The organism is Microbacterium sp. FW305-3-2-15-F-LB2 (assembly GCF_058787255.1).
In genome coordinates, this window is record NZ_JBYSZO010000001.1 from 398,598 (window position 1) to 414,408 (window position 15,811).

13 protein-coding genes are annotated in these 15,811 nt (G+C 71.6%); 3 read left to right on the top strand and 10 right to left on the bottom strand.

Features of this window, described 5'->3' with window-relative positions; all coding sequences use genetic code 11:
• Positions 1-2 precede the first annotated feature (2 nt).
• The 5 genes from AC3WLZ_RS01980 to AC3WLZ_RS02000 all read right to left on the bottom strand — a co-directional run bounded on the left by AC3WLZ_RS01980 (position 3) and on the right by AC3WLZ_RS02000 (position 4,747).
• Entirely contained in the window at positions 3-1,121 is a 1,119-nt protein-coding gene (locus tag AC3WLZ_RS01980) for an ABC transporter ATP-binding protein (protein WP_412923421.1), read from the bottom strand.
• Complete coding sequence (locus AC3WLZ_RS01985) at positions 1,118-1,921, bottom strand: ABC transporter permease (protein ID WP_412923422.1); 804 nt, start codon at positions 1,919-1,921, stop codon at positions 1,118-1,120. Before AC3WLZ_RS01985 ends, AC3WLZ_RS01980 begins: the two co-directional genes overlap by 4 nt.
• On the bottom strand, positions 1,918-2,835 hold the full coding sequence (locus AC3WLZ_RS01990) for an ABC transporter permease (RefSeq protein WP_412923423.1): 918 nt from the start codon (positions 2,833-2,835) through the stop codon (positions 1,918-1,920). The genes AC3WLZ_RS01985 and AC3WLZ_RS01990 overlap by 4 nt, the downstream gene beginning before the upstream one ends.
• Positions 2,832-3,971 (bottom strand): ABC transporter substrate-binding protein, encoded by a 1,140-nt coding sequence (locus tag AC3WLZ_RS01995; RefSeq protein ID WP_412923424.1) that lies wholly within the window; start codon positions 3,969-3,971, stop codon positions 2,832-2,834. The genes AC3WLZ_RS01990 and AC3WLZ_RS01995 overlap by 4 nt, the downstream gene beginning before the upstream one ends.
• 155 nt (positions 3,972-4,126) lie before the next feature.
• Positions 4,127-4,747, bottom strand: a complete 621-nt coding sequence (locus AC3WLZ_RS02000) for a LysR substrate-binding domain-containing protein (RefSeq protein WP_492468854.1) — start codon at positions 4,745-4,747, stop codon at positions 4,127-4,129.
• Between the two features lie 149 nt (positions 4,748-4,896).
• On the opposite strand from AC3WLZ_RS02000, the gene AC3WLZ_RS02005 reads away from it, so the two are divergent.
• The gene (locus AC3WLZ_RS02005; protein WP_412923426.1) at positions 4,897-5,286 is read left to right on the top strand and encodes a DUF1304 domain-containing protein; all 390 of its coding nucleotides are present in this window, start codon (positions 4,897-4,899) and stop codon (positions 5,284-5,286) included.
• Positions 5,287-5,477: 191 nt separating this feature from the next.
• Here AC3WLZ_RS02005 and AC3WLZ_RS02010 read toward each other — a convergent pair whose 3' ends face one another.
• The 5 genes from AC3WLZ_RS02010 to AC3WLZ_RS02030 all read right to left on the bottom strand — a co-directional run bounded on the left by AC3WLZ_RS02010 (position 5,478) and on the right by AC3WLZ_RS02030 (position 14,167).
• Positions 5,478-5,885, bottom strand: a complete 408-nt coding sequence (locus tag AC3WLZ_RS02010) for a transferase (protein ID WP_412923427.1) — start codon at positions 5,883-5,885, stop codon at positions 5,478-5,480.
• Positions 5,886-6,094: 209 nt separating this feature from the next.
• Positions 6,095-6,871, bottom strand: coding sequence for a DNA-formamidopyrimidine glycosylase family protein (locus tag AC3WLZ_RS02015; RefSeq protein WP_492468855.1), 777 nt, complete (start codon positions 6,869-6,871; stop codon positions 6,095-6,097).
• 80 nt (positions 6,872-6,951) lie between these two features.
• Complete coding sequence (locus tag AC3WLZ_RS02020) at positions 6,952-11,619, bottom strand: ATP-dependent helicase (protein ID WP_492468856.1); 4,668 nt, start codon at positions 11,617-11,619, stop codon at positions 6,952-6,954.
• Between the two features lie 94 nt (positions 11,620-11,713).
• Positions 11,714-13,309, bottom strand: a complete 1,596-nt coding sequence (locus AC3WLZ_RS02025; protein ID WP_492468857.1) for an ATP-binding cassette domain-containing protein — start codon at positions 13,307-13,309, stop codon at positions 11,714-11,716.
• Positions 13,310-13,498: 189 nt separating this feature from the next.
• Positions 13,499-14,167 carry an alpha/beta hydrolase gene (locus tag AC3WLZ_RS02030; RefSeq protein WP_492468858.1) on the bottom strand — a complete coding sequence of 223 codons (669 nt, stop codon included), beginning with the start codon at positions 14,165-14,167 and terminating at the stop codon, positions 13,499-13,501.
• Positions 14,168-14,299: 132 nt separating this feature from the next.
• Here AC3WLZ_RS02030 and AC3WLZ_RS02035 point away from each other — a divergent pair, with 132 nt between their 5' ends.
• Positions 14,300-14,923: an NUDIX hydrolase family protein gene (locus AC3WLZ_RS02035; protein WP_412923432.1), complete on the top strand. Its 624-nt coding sequence runs from the start codon at positions 14,300-14,302 to the stop codon at positions 14,921-14,923.
• Between the two features lie 22 nt (positions 14,924-14,945).
• Positions 14,946-15,779: an AlbA family DNA-binding domain-containing protein gene (locus AC3WLZ_RS02040; protein ID WP_492468859.1), complete on the top strand. Its 834-nt coding sequence runs from the start codon at positions 14,946-14,948 to the stop codon at positions 15,777-15,779.
• Positions 15,780-15,811: the final 32 nt, after the last annotated feature.

Consider the following 15,811-nt stretch of genomic DNA (forward strand, 5'->3'; position numbering starts at 1 on the left):
GGTCAGGGAGCGGGGGACTCCGCGGCGACGCGCGCGAGCACGGGCACGTCGTCGACGCGCACGCGCAGGGGCATTCCGGGGGTGAGGCGCGTCTCCGCGGCGTGCTGGACGTGGACGACGGTGCCGTCGCTCACCCGCAGCATCGAGCGGCGCACGCTGCCGAGGAAGGTGCTGGTCTCGACGACCGCGTCCACCCCCTCGTCGTCCGCACCGACGATGCGCACGTTCTCGGGGCGTACGAACACGTCGCTCGGCCCGTCGGCCGCGGGCGACAGCAACGGCAGGTGCCGTCCCCACACCTCCACGGTGTCACCCGACACCACGCCGGGGACGAGGCTGGAGGTGCCAACGAACGCGGCCACTTCGGCCGAGGCCGGGCGCAGATACAGGTCTTCGGGGCTGCCGACCTGCAGGATCCGGCCGGCGCCCATGACGGCGACGCGGTCGGACACCGCGAGCGCCTCCTCCTGGTCGTGCGTGACGAAGACGGTGGTCATGCCCAGGCGGAGCTGGATGCGGCGGATCTCATCCCGCAACTGCACGCGGACCTTGGCATCCAGGGCCGACAGGGGCTCGTCGAGGAGGAGCACGCGGGGCTCGGTCACGATGGCCCGGGCGAGAGCCACGCGCTGCTGCTGGCCGCCGGAGAGCTGGTGCGCATAGCGGTCGGCGAGGTGGCCGAGCCCGACGAGGTCCAGGGCATCGCCCGCGCGTCGGCGTGCTTCGGTCGACCCCACGCCGCGACGGCGCAGCCCGAAGGCGGTGTTCTCGAGCACCCGCAGGTGCGGGAACAGCGAGTACGACTGGAACACCATGCCGATGTCGCGCTTGTTCGTCGGCACGCCGGATACGTCACGGCCACCGATGCGCACCTCCCCGCCGCTCGCGTGTTCGAGGCCGGCCAGCACCCGGAGCGCCGTCGTCTTTCCGCATCCCGACGGCCCGAGCAGCGATACGAACTCTCCGGGCGCGACGTCCAGGTCGACGCCGTGCAGGACGCGGGTGGTGCCGTAATCCTTCACGACGCCGCGCAGCTGCACGCCGGCGCTCTCGCGTGTCGAGGCCAGCAGGGAGTTCGTCCCGGTCTCGGGAAGCGCCCGCAGGGGGATGGCGGAGGTCATGGGGTCTTCCTTCCGGCGCCGATGCGTCCGACGCGGCCGATGACGAGGAGCAGCACGAACGCGAACGCCAGTGCGAGCAGGGTGAAGATGGCGGCGACGTAGCCGTCCTGCTTGTTGACCACCAACAGCGCGGTCTGCAGGGTCTGGCGGTTCAGGAGCGAGGCGATCGTGAACTCGCCCAACACGACCGCGACCGAGATGAGGGCGGCCGCGAGCAGTCCCTGTCGCAGGTTGGGAACGATCACGCGCAGCAGCACGGCGCCCCACCCGGCACCGAGGGTGCGCCCGGCCTCGGCCAGCGTCGTCACGTCGATCGCGTCGATCGAGGCCTGGATCGAGCGGTACGCGAACGGCAGCACGAGGATGCCGTAGGCGAAGGCGAGCGTCCACGCCCCCGTTCCGAGGCTGCGCCCGATCTGCAGGTAGATCGGCGTGAGTCCGACCACCAGGACGATGGCCGGGAGCGAGATCGGCAGCAGGGCCACGAACTCGAACACCCGCCGCAGGCGCGGGAAGGCGAGCGCCACGAGCACCATCGTGGGCGTGAACAGCAGGATGACGAGAGCGACCGTGACGCCGGCGAGGATGAGCGAGTTGCCCAGGCCCGTCCAGATCGGGCGGTACTTCGCGGCGTTGGCGGGGTCGAAGATGCCCGCCCAGCGATCGAACGACAGGCCCGACCCGCCCGGCAGGGGCGTGAGGGTGAACAGCACCGTGGCGGCGAACGGCACGGCGAAGACGAGGGCGACGATCAGTCCGATGATCCAGCGCGCCGCGCGCGGGGGAGCGAGCGGATTCATGCCTGCCACCTCGATGCGCGTCGTTGCACCAGCGTGTACAGCGCCATCGCGAGTGCGACGACCACGATCATGCCGAGCGCGAGGGCGCCCGCGAGGTTCTCGCGTCCCAGCACCGTCTCGCTGGTCAGGGCCGTGCGGATCTGCAGGGGAACGATCTGCGATCCCTGGCTCGCGAGGGCGGCGGCCGTCGCGTACGACGAGAACGCGTTCGCGAAGAGCAGCAGCAGGCTCGCGAGGAACGAGGGGGCGAGCACCGGCATCCCGACATGGCGCCAGAATCCCGCGCGGGTTCCGCCCAGGGTCAGGTGCGCTTCCATCCATTGCGGCTTGAGCGCGGCGAGGGCGGGCATGAACGTGATGATCATGAGCGGCACCTGGAAGATGAGGTAGGCCAGCGCCACTCCGGGCAGGTCGTAGAGCCAGACGCCGTTCTCGTAGAACGAGAACCCGGTGACTTGGCGAACGAACACGGTGACCACGCCCTGCGCGCCGATCGCGGCGATGAGGACGAAGGCGAGCATGACGCCGCCGAACTGGGCGAGGACTCCGGATGCCGCGTCCACGGTGGTCCGCACCGCCCCGGTCTCGGAGAGCCCCAGCATCGCCCAGCACACCAGCGCCCCGACCACCGCGCCGACGGCGGCGGTGACCAGCGACAGCCACGCGGAGTTCGCGAAGGTCGTGAGCACGAGGGGGTCGCCGAGGGCGGCGAGATTGTCGAGCGTGAGAGCGCCCGTGCCGTCGACGAAGCCCGAGGCCACCGCCAGCACCGTAGGCAGGGCGAGGAAGAGGAGGATGTACGCCGCGAACGGGACGAGCCCGAGCCAGGCCCACCCGCGGCGCGCCGCGCCCCGCGGTGCCGGAGCGGACGGCTCCGGTACCGCGGGGGCGACGACCTGGTCGAGGACGGTCACTGGACCGCCGTCGCCCACTTCTGTCCGAGCGTCTCACCGGCGGCCGTGGACTGCTCCTCGGTGGGGACGACCGTGTCGGTCGGAACCTCGGGCAGGGCCGCCGCGAGGTCGGCGTCGATCGTGCCGGCGGAGGTCATGGCCTCCATGCGCGCCGGACGTGCGCCGCCCTTGAGCCACAGGTTCTGCACCTCGTCGCTGTAGAGGAACTCCTGCCACAGGCGCGCCGCAGCCGGGTTCGGGGCGTCCTTGTTGATCGCCTGGTTGTAGTAGCCGGCGTAGCCGGTGCCGGGAAGGACGACCGTCTTCCACGTGGGGACGGCCTTCGCCTGCGCGGCGTTGAGGTAGTCCCAGTCGAAGACGACGGGGGTCTCGCCGCTGGCGATGGTGGCATCCGTCGGGTCGACCTTGAGGAAGTTGCCGGCCTTGTTCAGCTCACCGAAGAAGTCGATGCCGGGCGTGAAGTCGTCGAGGGTGCCGTCGTTCTGCACGGTGGCCAGGCCCACAGCGGCGAAGGCGGAGCCCGCCTGCGTGGGGTCGCCGTTGATCGCGACGGCGCCCTTGTAGGTCGGCTCCAGCAGGTCGCTCAGCTGGGTCGGGGCGGGGAAGCGTGCCGAGTCGTAGCCGATCGACATGTAGCCGCCGTAGTCGCCGACGAACAGGCCCGACGGCTCCTTGAGCGCGTCGGGGATCTCGTCGAAGGTCTCCACCTTGTACGCGGCGAACTTGTCGGTGTTCTGCAGGGCGACGGCGAGACCGAGGTCGAACACGTCCGGAGCGGTGTCCAGTCCCTCGTTGGCGGTCGCCGCCTGGATCTCCTCGGCGCTGGAGACGTCGGGCGACTGCTCGTTGATCGTGATCTCGGGGTAGCGCTGGGCGAAGAGGTCGAGGATCTCGCCGTAGTTCGCCCACGTGCGGGGGAGCGCGATGACGTTGAGCTGCCCCTCCGCCTTCGCGGCGGCTTCGAGGTCGGCCAGGGTGCCGAAGTCGGCGAGGCTGGTCGCCGTCGCGGCGTCCGTACCGCCCTCCGCGGCAGAGTCGTTGCTGGCACCGGCGCAGCCGGCCAGGGACAGGGCGGCGACGGTGACGAGGGCGACGCCGGCAAGGGACCGGCCCGCGCGAATGCTCGGGAATGACATGAGTTTCCTCTCGAATCTCTCGGGTGAGCCGGCGGGGGAAGAGCCGGCGGGAGATGGAGCGAAACTATGGGGTCGTCGTGACCTCTCGGAGCGGGCCGGGTGAACTCAGGTCGTCCGGCGGCGGAACGGATCGCGCACGGCGGGCGAAGGCGCCGTCAGCGCGACGATCGATCCGTGCGGCCGCGCACGATGCCGACGAACGTCTCCACGTCCTCCGTCGTCGCATCACGGCGCCACGCGAGCGCGACCGTGGACATCGGTCCGTCGGCGAGGACCCGGTACTCCACGTCGCGGCGCTGGTGCGCGCGCGCGAGGGACATGGGCACGATCACGACGCCGACACCGGCGGCGACGGTCGCGATCGCCTCGGCGGTGTCGGTCGGGGGCGCGAACGCCGGGGTGGTGGCATCCGGGATCTGGATGCCGAGCACGTCGTCCGCCGGAACGATCACGACCTCGCCGGCGAGGTCATCGATCGCGATCTCCTCTTCGGCCGCGGTCAGCGCCGACTCGGTCGACATGACGACCACCGGCAGTTCGTCGTAGAGGGGAATGACGTGCAGGTCGTCGGCGCCGTCGAGGGGGAGACGCACGAGTGCGGCGTCCAGGTCGTCGAGGGCGGCGCGCTGGCCGATCACGTCGATCACCCGCAGGTCCAGGGGCACGTGCGGCATCCGGTCTCGCCACAGGCCGATCCATTTCCCTGGCGTCGCTCCCGGGACCGCGCCCAGCGCGAAGGTGCGGGGCTCTTCGGGAGCGGGTGCGGGTGCGGGCACCGCCGCCGATTTCGGGGCGGGTTTTCGTGCGCCGCGGGCGGGCGCGGTGCCACGAGCGGTCGCCCCGGGCCGGGGACGCCGGACGCCGCCGCGGGAACTCCGCGATCCGCCTCCGCTCTTCGCCATGCCCCCAGGCTAACGTGGGGGACATGCTCGGCATTCTGGCGCTGGTCTTCGCGGGGCTCGCCGCCCTCCTGCACGTCTACATCTTCGTTCTCGAGAGCGTGCGGTGGTCGCACCCGAACGTGTGGCGCATCTTCGGCCTCGCGTCCCAGGAGGCAGCCGACACGACCAAGCCGATGGCCTACAACCAGGGGTTCTACAACCTGTTCCTCGCGATCGGCGCGGCGATCGGCGTGGTGCTCTGGGCGGTCAATGGTGTGGGGGATGTCGCGGGCCGCACGCTTCTGCTCTTCGCGCTCGGTTCGATGGTCGCGGCGGCTCTCGTTCTCATCACTTCGGGTCGAAAGTACCTGCGCCCGGCGGCGGTCCAGGGGACGCTGCCGCTCATCGGGTTCGTGCTGACGCTGCTCGCCTGATTGTTCGACGTCGAGCAATATCCCTCGTCGCTTTCCTCGACGTCGAGGAATTCTCGACGCGGGAATGCTTCGATGTCGAGGGAAAGCCGGCGCCGATTTCTTCGACGTCGAAGGACTTCCCGGTCCCGACACGACGAAACCCGCACGCTCCGAAGAGACGTGCGGGTGATGGATGCCTCGAAGCGTGTGCCTCAGGCGGCCAGGCGAAGGCCTCGTTGATCGGTCGCGACGGCTTCGCCGTCGTTGATGATCTCGTCGTCGCCGATGAGCGAGCCGACCGCCACGCGGGCGTTCGACCCGACCTGGGTGCGAACACCGATGTGCGCGCCGGCGCCGATCACCGCGCCCGCGCAGATGTGCGCGTGCGGTTCGATGCGTGCCTCCGGCCCGATCACGGCATCCGTCTCGATCCAGGCCCCGCGGCCCACACGGACACCGGCCGCGATCTGCACTCCGGGTTCGACGTACGCGCCGTTCTCCACCAGTGCCGACGGGTGGACCTTCGCGCCGTGCGCGACGAGTCCACGACCGTTGACGTGCTTGCGGTAACGCAGCGTTTCGCCGTGGTCGTTCTCGATGTCGATGTAGTTCTTTCCCACGATCCCCTCCGATCGGCCTTCGGGTTGGCCGACTTGTGTGACAACCGATGCGGGCTCTGTCGCATTCCCGTGCATGGTTGTTCGGCGCGGACGCCCCGGCGGATTCCCGCCGGACCACGGTATTTTCCGCTGCGCCGGTTTGTCTCAGACCGTTGTCGCACGCTTGAGCGCACGGCGACGGCGGGTTGACAGCGGGGTCGGGAACACTTTCATTCCGGCTGACACGTCGGGCACCAGTAGACGTTGCGCTCGCTCGTGGCCGAGGCCCCGAGCGTCGTCGCGCGGATGGGTGTGCCGCACCGACGACAGGGCGCTCCTTCGCGTCCGTACACCCACATCCGGCGGCCCGGTCGGTTGTCTCCGGTGAAGGTGCGTTCGGCGCGGGGGAGGTTCGCGTGGATCATCCGATGGCCGAGCGCGATCGTCGCCGCCACGTCGATCTCGTTCGCCGGAGTGGTCGGGGCGATGCCGCGCACGAAGAGCAGTTCGTTCGCGTAGACGTTGCCGAATCCCGCGACGTTGCGCTGGTCGAGCAGCGCGACGTGGGCAGCGCGGGTGTCGGCGGAGACCCGGCGCACGGCCTCGGCCTCGTTCCAGTCGGCGCCCAGCAGGTCGGGGCCCAGGTGTCCGACGACCCGCTCCTCGTCGGACGTCGGCAGCACCTCGACCATGGCGAGATCGAAACCGACGGTGTCGGCGCCGGTGACCCCGACGATCGCTCGAGCCTTGAACGCGGGCCGCCGCCAGCGCTCGCCGGAACGGTAGACGTCCCACCGGCCCTCCATCTTCAGGTGCGAGTGGAGGGTGTACCCGCCGATGCGTTCGAGCAGGTGCTTTCCCCGCGCGACGACCTCGTGCACCGTCTCGCCGCGCAGGTCTGCCGTCGCGCTGCCCGGAACGCGGATGTCGAACCTCGTGACGGTCCGGCCGGCGAGGGCGGCGGACAGCTTCGCGGCGGCCCGATGGACGGTGTCGCCCTCAGGCACGGGCGGCCTCGTTCGCGATCGCGATCGCGTTCGCGTTCGCGGAGCGGTGGGCCGCGGGTGCCGTGGCGTGAGTGGGGGCCTCAGGCACGGGCGGCCTCGCGCAGGCTGTCGCCGGCGGTGAGACGGCGCAGGGTGAGCCCGCGCGGCGACTCGACGAAACCGGCCTCGCGAAGCGCGCGGCCCACCGCGGTGCCGTAGACGAACTCGCCGTTGACCTGTTCCACAGTGAGGGTGTCGAGCCGCCGGCGCCGTGAGGTGTCGGCCAGGTCGCGCGCAGCCGCCTGCAAGGAGGCCTCGTCGTCGGTGAAGGCGAGCGCGCTGCGTCCGCCGCGTTCGAGGTACAGCGTGAGTTCGCCGTCGACGAGCACGACGAGACCACCGGCCTTCCGGCCCGGTCGGTGACTCACCCCGTCGATCGCGGGCCAGCCGAGGGCGGCGCCGTAGGGGTTCGCCGGATCGGTCGCCGCGAGCGTGACGGTGCGCAGCGGCGGCGGGTCGGCGACCGCCGCGAACTCGCGGAGCCGGTCCACCGTGGCCGACGCCGCGAACTGCGCGGCACCGAGCTTCTCGATCACGTAGCCGCGGCGGCAGTGCCCCGCCTCCTCGAATCCGGCGAGGATGCGATACACCTGTGCGAAGCCGCCGGGCACGCCCTCCGACTGCACGGCACCGCGCGTGACGACGCCGTACCGGTCGAGGAGCAGGCTCGCCGTCGCGGTCGCGCGGGCCGCGGCATCCGGCTCGCGTTCCGGCAGGAGCGACCAGCGACCGCCCAGCGACGGGGGCCGCGGGGCCGAGGTGGGCCGCGGCAGGGTCGCGCCGCGGTACATCCGCGCGCGGGGAGCACGCCGGGCGACGCGGTGGGCCTGGCCGCCACCCCCGAGCAGCGAGCGGACCGGCGCGAACGTGTCGTTCGTGACACGTCCCGCCCAGGTGAGAGCCCACAGTGCGTCGTTGACGGACTGCTCGTTCTCGGCACCGACGAGCTGCTTCAGCTGCGCCGCGAAGTAGGCGCCGCCGCCGGAGAGCGCCGCGAGCAAGCGGGCCTCGAGCGAGTCGGGCGCGGGATCTTCCGGGTCGTCCGGATCTTGCAGCGTGAACGGGGCAGCCTCGGCGGGGTGAAGGGCGATCCATCCGTCGCGCCCGGGCAGTGTGCCGTGCCCCGACCAGACGACCTCGCCCGTCGCGGTCAGCTCGTCGAGAAGCGCGGGGGTGTAGTCGGCGACCCGCGAGGGGAGGACGAGCGACTCCCACGCACTCGCCGGGATCGGGACCCCTGCGAGCTGCTCGACCACGGCCAGCACGCCGTCGACGCCCTCCAGGGGCCGGGTGAGGTGCTGCCACACCGGCAGGAACCGGGCGTATGCGGCCGGCGGCACGGGCTCGACGCTGCCGCGGATCGCGGCGAGCGAGCGCATGCGCAGCCGGCGCAGGACCTCGGTGTCGCACCACTCGGTGTCGTCGGCGCGCCCGCCCGCCGCCTCGGGGAGGAAGAACCCGCTCGACAGACGCCCCTGCGACTCCAGGCGCTGCAGCGTGAGGCGTGCGACCGCGACTCCGACCCCGTAACGCTCGGCCACCGCGTCGGTGGTGAAGGGTCCGTGCGTGCGGGCGTAGCGCGCGACGAGATCGCCGAGCGGGTCGGCCAGCGGTTCGAGGAACGCGTTCGGGATGCCGACCGGCAGGGCCGCGCCGAGGGCGTCGCGAAGGCGTCCGGCGTCTTCGATCCCCGCGACGCGGGAGACGCCGGCGATCGTCACCGGGATCGCCCGCCGCTCGTCGACGAGCGCCGCGAGGTGCTCTCCGGCGTCAGTGAGCGACCCGCCTTCGAGACGGGCCGCGACCTCGGCCGCGTCGAGCGGCCCGAGCAGGCGCAGCAGGTCGGCCACGCCCTCGACGCCGCGCGCACGGCGCTCGGGGTCGAGACGCTGCGCCTCGCGCTCGAACTGCGCGATCACGTCGGGGTCGAGGAGCTCGCGCATCTCGACTTTGCCGAGCAGCTCGCTCAGCAGGGCCGGGTCGACCGACAGGGCGGCGGCGCGGCGCTCGGCGAGCGGCGAGTCGCCCTCGTACATGAAGGCGCCGACGTAGCCGAACAGCAGATCGCGAGCGTACGGTGAGGGCTGGCTGGTGGTGGTCTCGACCAGGCGAATGCGGCGTTCGCCGATCTGCCGGGCCACGCGCAGCAGAGCGGGCAGGTCGTAGACGTCCTGCAGCACCTCGCGGAGCGTCTCGAGGATGATCGGGAACGACGGATGCCGACGTGCCACCTCGAGCAGCTGGGCGGAACGCTGGCGCTGCTGCCACAGCGGCGACCGGCGGTTGGGGTTCAGCCGGGGGAGGAGGAGCGCCCGGGCGGCGCACTCTCGGAAGCGCGAGGCGAACAGGGCGGACCCGCCGACCTCGTCGGTGACGATCTGCTCGAGCTCGTCGGGCTCGAAGACGAAGAGGTCGGCTCCGGGCGGTTCGGCCGCGGCATCCGGAACTCGCGCGATGATGCCGTCGTCGCTGGCGACGGCGGCGCCTTCGACGCCCAGACGTTCGCGGATCCGCGCGTTCACCGCCAATGCCCATGGCGCATGCACCTGCATGCCGTACGGCGAGTGCAGGATGATGCGCCAGTCCCCGACCTCGTCGCGACTGCGTTCGACCGTCAGCGTGCGGTCAGTGGGAAGGCTGCCGGTCGCCTCGCGCTGTTCGGCGAGATAGGCGAGGAGGTTGGTGACGGCGTTGTCGTCGAGCCCCGACTCGCGCAGGCGCTCTTCGGCCTTGGCGCGGTCGGCTCCGGCGATGTCGCGCGAGAACTTGCCGAGCGCTTCGCCGAGTTCCGCGGGTCGCCCGAGGCCGTCGCCGTGCCAGAACGGGAGCTTGCCCGGCTGCCCGAACGCGGGCAGGACGTTGACCCGGTCGTGGGTGATCTCCACGATGCGCCAGCTCGTGGTGCCCAACGTGAACACGTCGTTCACCCGCGACTCGTAGACCATCTCTTCGTCGAGCTCGCCGACCCGGGCATTCTGTGATTCGCCGGCGATGAAGACGCCGAACAGGCCGCGATCAGGGATCGTTCCGCCGCTGGTGACCGCGACGCGCTGCGCCCCGGGGCGCCCGGTGAGCGTGCCCGCGTCGCGGTCCCAGACCAGGCGCGGACGGAGCTCCGCGAACTCGTCGGACGGGTACCGCCCGGCGAGCAGGTCGAGCGTCGCCTCGTATGCCGAGCGGGGGAGGGATCGGAACGGCGCGCTGCGCTTGACCGTCTCGAACCATTCCTCGACGTCGATCGACCCGAGGGCCGAGGCCGCGACCGTCTGCTGCGCCAGGATGTCGAGCGGGTTCTGCGGCACGGTGATGGCCTCGATCTTGCCCGACAGCATCCGCTCGGTGACGACGGCCGTGTGCAGCACGTCGCTCCGGTGCTTCGGGAAGAGCGCCGCGCGGCTCACCTCGCCGACCTGGTGGCCGGCTCGGCCGACGCGCTGAAGACCGGATGCCGCGCTCGGCGGCGCCTCGACCTGGATCACGAGGTCGACCGACCCCATGTCGATGCCGAGCTCGAGACTGCTTGTCGCGACGACGCAGCGCAGCGTGCCCGACTTCAGTTCGTCTTCGACCTGCGCGCGCTGCTCTTTCGAGACGGAGCCGTGGTGCGCCTTGGCGAGGATGGCGGCGACGCCGGCGGAAGATCCGGCCTGCGCCATCATGGATGCCGGAACCGTCGGCTCGGGCACGTCGATGCCCTGCCGCTCGGCGTAGATCTCGTTCAGGCGCCCGGTCAGCCTCTCGGCGAGGCGACGCGAGTTGGCGAAGACGATCGTCGAGCGTCGCTCCAGGATGCGATCGACGATGGCTTCTTCGACGTGCGGCCAGACCGACCCCGACATCTCGGTGCTCTCGGGCCGCTCGGAGAACCATTCGCCCCCGCCCGGGTCGTCGGGGGCCGGCGACCCGGGCGGGGGCGGGGGGTTGAGCATGTCGTCGACCGGGACGACGACCGACAGATCGAACGCCTTGGTCGCTTTCGGGGCCACGATGTCGACCGGCTGCGCCCCGCCGAGGAAGCGCGCGACCTCGTCGATCGGCCGCACCGTCGCGGAGAGACCGATGCGCTGCGCGGGGGCGTCGAGCAGGGCGTCGAGCCGCTCGAGGCTCACGGCGAGGTGCGCACCGCGCTTGGTCGCCGCGACCGCGTGGACCTCGTCGATGATGACGGTGTGCACCCCGCGCAGGGTCTCGGCTGCCTGGCTCGTGAGCATCAGGTACAGCGACTCGGGCGTCGTGATGAGGATGTCGGGCGGGTCGGTGACGAGCTTGCGGCGGTCGCTCGAGGTCGTGTCGCCCGAGCGCACGCCCACCGTGACCGAGGGCACGTCGATGCCGAGCCGCCGGGCGGACTGCCCGATCCCGACGAGCGGGGAGCGCAGGTTCCGCTCGACGTCGACGCCGAGCGCCTTGAGCGGCGAGATGTAGAGGATGCGCGTGCGCGTGGTGTTCGCCGCAGCCTTCGCTGTCGCCCGGCCGCGACGCGGAGGAGTGGCATCCGGGGTGTCGGGAGACTTCTCGCGGAACACCCGGTCGATTGCGAAGAGGAAGGCCGAGAGCGTCTTGCCCGAGCCGGTCGGCGCCACCACGAGCGCATTGCGACCGGATGCCACGGACTCCCACGCCCCCTTCTGGGCCGTCGTGGGCGCCGAGAACGCACCGCGGAACCAGTCCTGCGTCGCAGGACCGAATCTGTCGAGTACGTCGGCCATGCCGACATCCTCTCCCGGACCTCCGACATCGGGCCGGGGTTGACGTTCGCCCGCCGCGGAACGGCGCCCCGTCGCGAGGCGGCGCCGGCTGACCTCACGGGGCGCACTCCGTCAGCCGCCCGTCGCCCAGCTCCAGCCGAAGGTCGAGCCCGAGGCGCGCGAGGAACGCGTCGTCGTGACTGACCACGAGCACCGCCCCGCGATAGGCCTGGAGCGCCGACACCAGCTGATCGACCGTGTCCAGATCGAGGTTGTTCGTCGGCTCGTCGAGCACGAGCAGCGGGGGCGGGGGATCGGCGAGCAGCACGCGGGCGAGCGCGACACGGAAGCGCTCACCGCCGGATAGCGAGCCGACGGGACGGCTGACCGCGTCTCCTCGCACGAGGAAACGGGCGAGCCGATCGCGGACCGCGGGGACGGGAACGTTCGGCGCTGCCGCGCAGACGGTGTCGAGGACGGATGCCGTGTCGTCGAGGCCGTCGAGACGCTGGGGGAGATAGCCGACGTGCTCCACGCTCGCTCGGGCGTGCAGCACCCCCACCACCTGCGCACCGTGAACGACGCTCTCGAGCAGGGTCGTCTTCCCCGCACCGTTCCGCCCCACCAGGGCGACCCGCTCGCGGCCGGTGACGATCCATTCGCGTTCGTCATCGCCCAGGGCGAAGATGCGCCGACCGGGTGCGTTGCCCGGATCGGGCAGATCGATGCGCACCACATCGTCGTCGCGGACGCGCGCCGCCGCCGCGTCCAGCGCCGCGCGCGCGGCATCCTCCTTCCCCTTCATCTCGGTGCTCCATCGACCCGCGCTCACCTGCGCCGCGTTCGCCCGGTTGCCCGCGATGATCTTGGGAACCCGCTTCTCGACCTGCGCTTTGTGCGCGACGCGGGCGCGGGTGGCGAGCTTGTCGTGGGACTCGATACGTTGCCGGCGCTCGCGCCGCAGGCTTTGCGCGGCGTCGCGCTCGGCGCGCACGGCGGCTTCCTGCTCGGCGTCGCGGTGCGCTCTCCAAACGCTGTACGGACCACCGACGACGCTGAGGGCGTGGCTGTACAGCTCGGCGGTGGCATCCATGCGCTCGAGGAGACCCACGTCGTGACTCACCACGACGAGCGTGCCGGGCCACCCCTGCACGAGTTCGCCCACCCGTGCGCGCGCCTCGCGGTCGAGGTCGTTGGTCGGCTCATCGAGCAGTGTGATGTCGGCCGCGCGGGCGCGCAGTCCCACGAGCGCCGTCAGCATCGTCTCGCCGCCGGAGAGCTCGCCGACGGTTCGATTCAGCGCATCGGGGGCCAAGCCGGCCTCGGCGAGAAGGGAGTGCGCGCGTGTCTCGACGTCCCAGTCGTCGCCGACGGCGTCGAAATGGTGCGGAGCCACATCGCCCGACTCGATCGCGCGGAGGGCGGTGAGCGCCGTGTCGACGCCGAGGAGCGAGGAGACCGGGCGACGCGGATCGGCCGCGAGACGTTGGGGCAGCATCGCGACGTCACCGGATGCCGAGACTGTTCCGGACGAGGGGGTGAGACGCCCGGCGGCGACACGCAGGAGGGTGGACTTGCCGGCGCCGTTGCGGCCGACCAGGCCGGTACGCCCGCGGCCGAGCGCGCCGGAGACGTCATCGAGGGCGACGGTTCCGTCCGGCCACACGAGGCGGACGCGATCGAAGACGAGGGAGGGGGACGGTGATGACATGACGAGACTCCGGGAACGCGGGATGCGCGGACACCGGACCCGTCCGCATCAGCGGACGGCGGCCGAGAAAACGGCGGGTCGACGGGTCAGCGCGCGGACAGGGGCGCGGAAGCGTCGACGTTCTTCACCGGAGGAGACCTCGTTCTCGGGGACAGGGCTGCCTACGATAGTCGTTCGGCCTCCGGTTTCTCAACCTTCGGCTGTTCCGGACCGCGCGGCCAGGCGTCCCTCGAGGAACGCGCGCACATCGGCCAGCTCTTCCCCGGACACCGAGTGGGTCAGCCCCGGATACACCCGGCCGGTCAGCTCGCTGTGCGCGGGCAGCCACTGCGCCGTCATGTCGACGAGGTGAGGCGGGATGACGTCGTCGCGCGACCCGCGCCCCCAGAACACCGGTGGCCGACGCTCGGCCAACACGGTGTCGCCGGGGAGCTCGCCGCCCGCTGCGTAGCCGGCGAGGACGACCGCGAACTCCACGGCGTCGGGCGCGACCCGCAACGTCTGCACAGCGACGGCGCCGCCCTGCGAGAAGCCGAGGAGGCCGACCGGCCGGTCTCCGAAGACGTCGGCGATCCACGCGAGCAGGGATTCCGCCGCGACGGTGATGGCCTCGGGATCGCGGCCGTTCAGACCCTCGATCGGGTACCACGAGGCGCCCGGCGTCGGCCACGGCGGGGTCAGGGGTGCGCGGACGCTCGCGATCGCGAAGTCGCCGGGGAGGTACGGCACGAGACCGAACAGATCGTGCTCGTCGGCCGCGTAGCCGTGCAGCAGGAGCAGCACGGGTCGATCGCCGATCTCGGTCGGCGGCACCGACCAGCGGACGACGGACGGGTCGAGGATCGGACGCTCGCTCATGCGGCCATTGTGGCAAACGCCCCCGACACGGCCGTCGTCCCGTGGCATCCCGCCCCTTCTCCCCAGCTCGCGGAAGCACGGCATCCCTCCCCCGACATAGGCATCGGTGCGGACGGTTGATATACAGGGAGCATGCCCGTCCGCACACCCGATCCCGAGCCCGGCGACAACGGCGACGAGCGCGACTCGCTCTCGACGCCCTTCTCGGGTGCGCCCACCGGCGGCCCCGGCCCCAACACGAACCCCGCGTGGCTCAGTGAGGTCGAGCTCGCCGAGGCGCGTCGGCGGCTTCCGATGCTGTACGTGGAGGCCCTGCCCGTGCGCACCGACGGCATGGGGGCGGTCACGCAGGTCGGCATCCTGCTGCGGGCGACCCCCCTCGGTGAGATGACCCGGACGCTCGTCTCCGGTCGCGTGCGTTATGGCGAAACGGTGCGCGACGCCCTGTTCCGCCACGTCGAGAACGATCTCGGACCCATGGCCTTCCCCCTGCTGCCTCCGCAGCCGGCGCCCTTCACGGTCGCCGAGTACTTCCCGATCCCCGGCGTGAGCGCGTTCCACGACGACCGGCAGCACGCCGTCTCGCTGGCGTTCGTGGTGCCGGTGACGGGAACGTGCGAACCCCGGCAGGACGCGCTCGAGGTCACCTGGCTCTCGCCCGAGGAAGCGGCATCCGAAGCCCTCTCCGCCGAGATGGAGGGCGGACGCGGCACGCTCATCCGGCTGGGGCTGGCTTCGGTGGGCGCCCTGCGCTGATCCGTCACGGCCCCGGATGCCGATGGACACCTCCCTCGTCGATCTCGCGATCGCGCTGCCCGTCGTTCTCGCGCTCGCCGCGGTCATCGCGCTGCTTCTGCGGCGCGTGTTCGGACCCGCGCGGTCGCTGAGCATGCCGACCATGACGGTCATCGGCGTGCTCGGGGTGAGTGTCGGGCTTCTGCTGTCGGCGTGGGTCGGTGGGGCGGCGCGTCTGTGGGTGCCGACGACGATCCTGTTCTCCGTCGGAGCGAGCCTCGGGCTCTCGGCGGTCGTCGCGGCCGTGGTCGCCGCGGCTCGGCGCGACGGCGGCGACATCGACGTCCCCGCGCTGCTGCGCGCGGGGGAGTCCGACCGCGTCGAGTTCAAGGAAACCGCGCGCTGGAACGTCCGGGAGAACCGCAAAGACCCGCGCATGGAGATCGCGATCGCCAAGTCGATCGCCGCCTTCCTCAACTCCCGCGGGGGAACTCTCGTGATCGGTGCCGACGATGCCGGCACGGCGATCGGTCTCGATCGCGATCTGGCGACGCTGCGCACCCCCGACCACGACCGGTTCGAGCTGTGGCTGCGCGACATGCTCTCGAAGGCGATCGGACGCAACGCCGCCGCCCAGCCGCGCATCGTCTTCGCCACGGCGGATGCGGGCGGCCCCGCCGTGTGCGTCGTGGTGTGCCGCCCGGCTCCGCGGCCGGTGTTCCTGACGCAGCCCAAGGACGGCGGCTCTGTCACCGATCTGTGGGTGCGGGTCGGCAACTCCAGCCGCGCCCTCGGCGTGGATGAGGCCGTCGAGTACGTGGCGCGTCACTGGCAGCCTTCTGTGAAGACGGTCGTCCTGGGGCGGCCGGGCTCCTGAGGTCGGCCCCTCCTGCACAGCGGCCGGCGGCG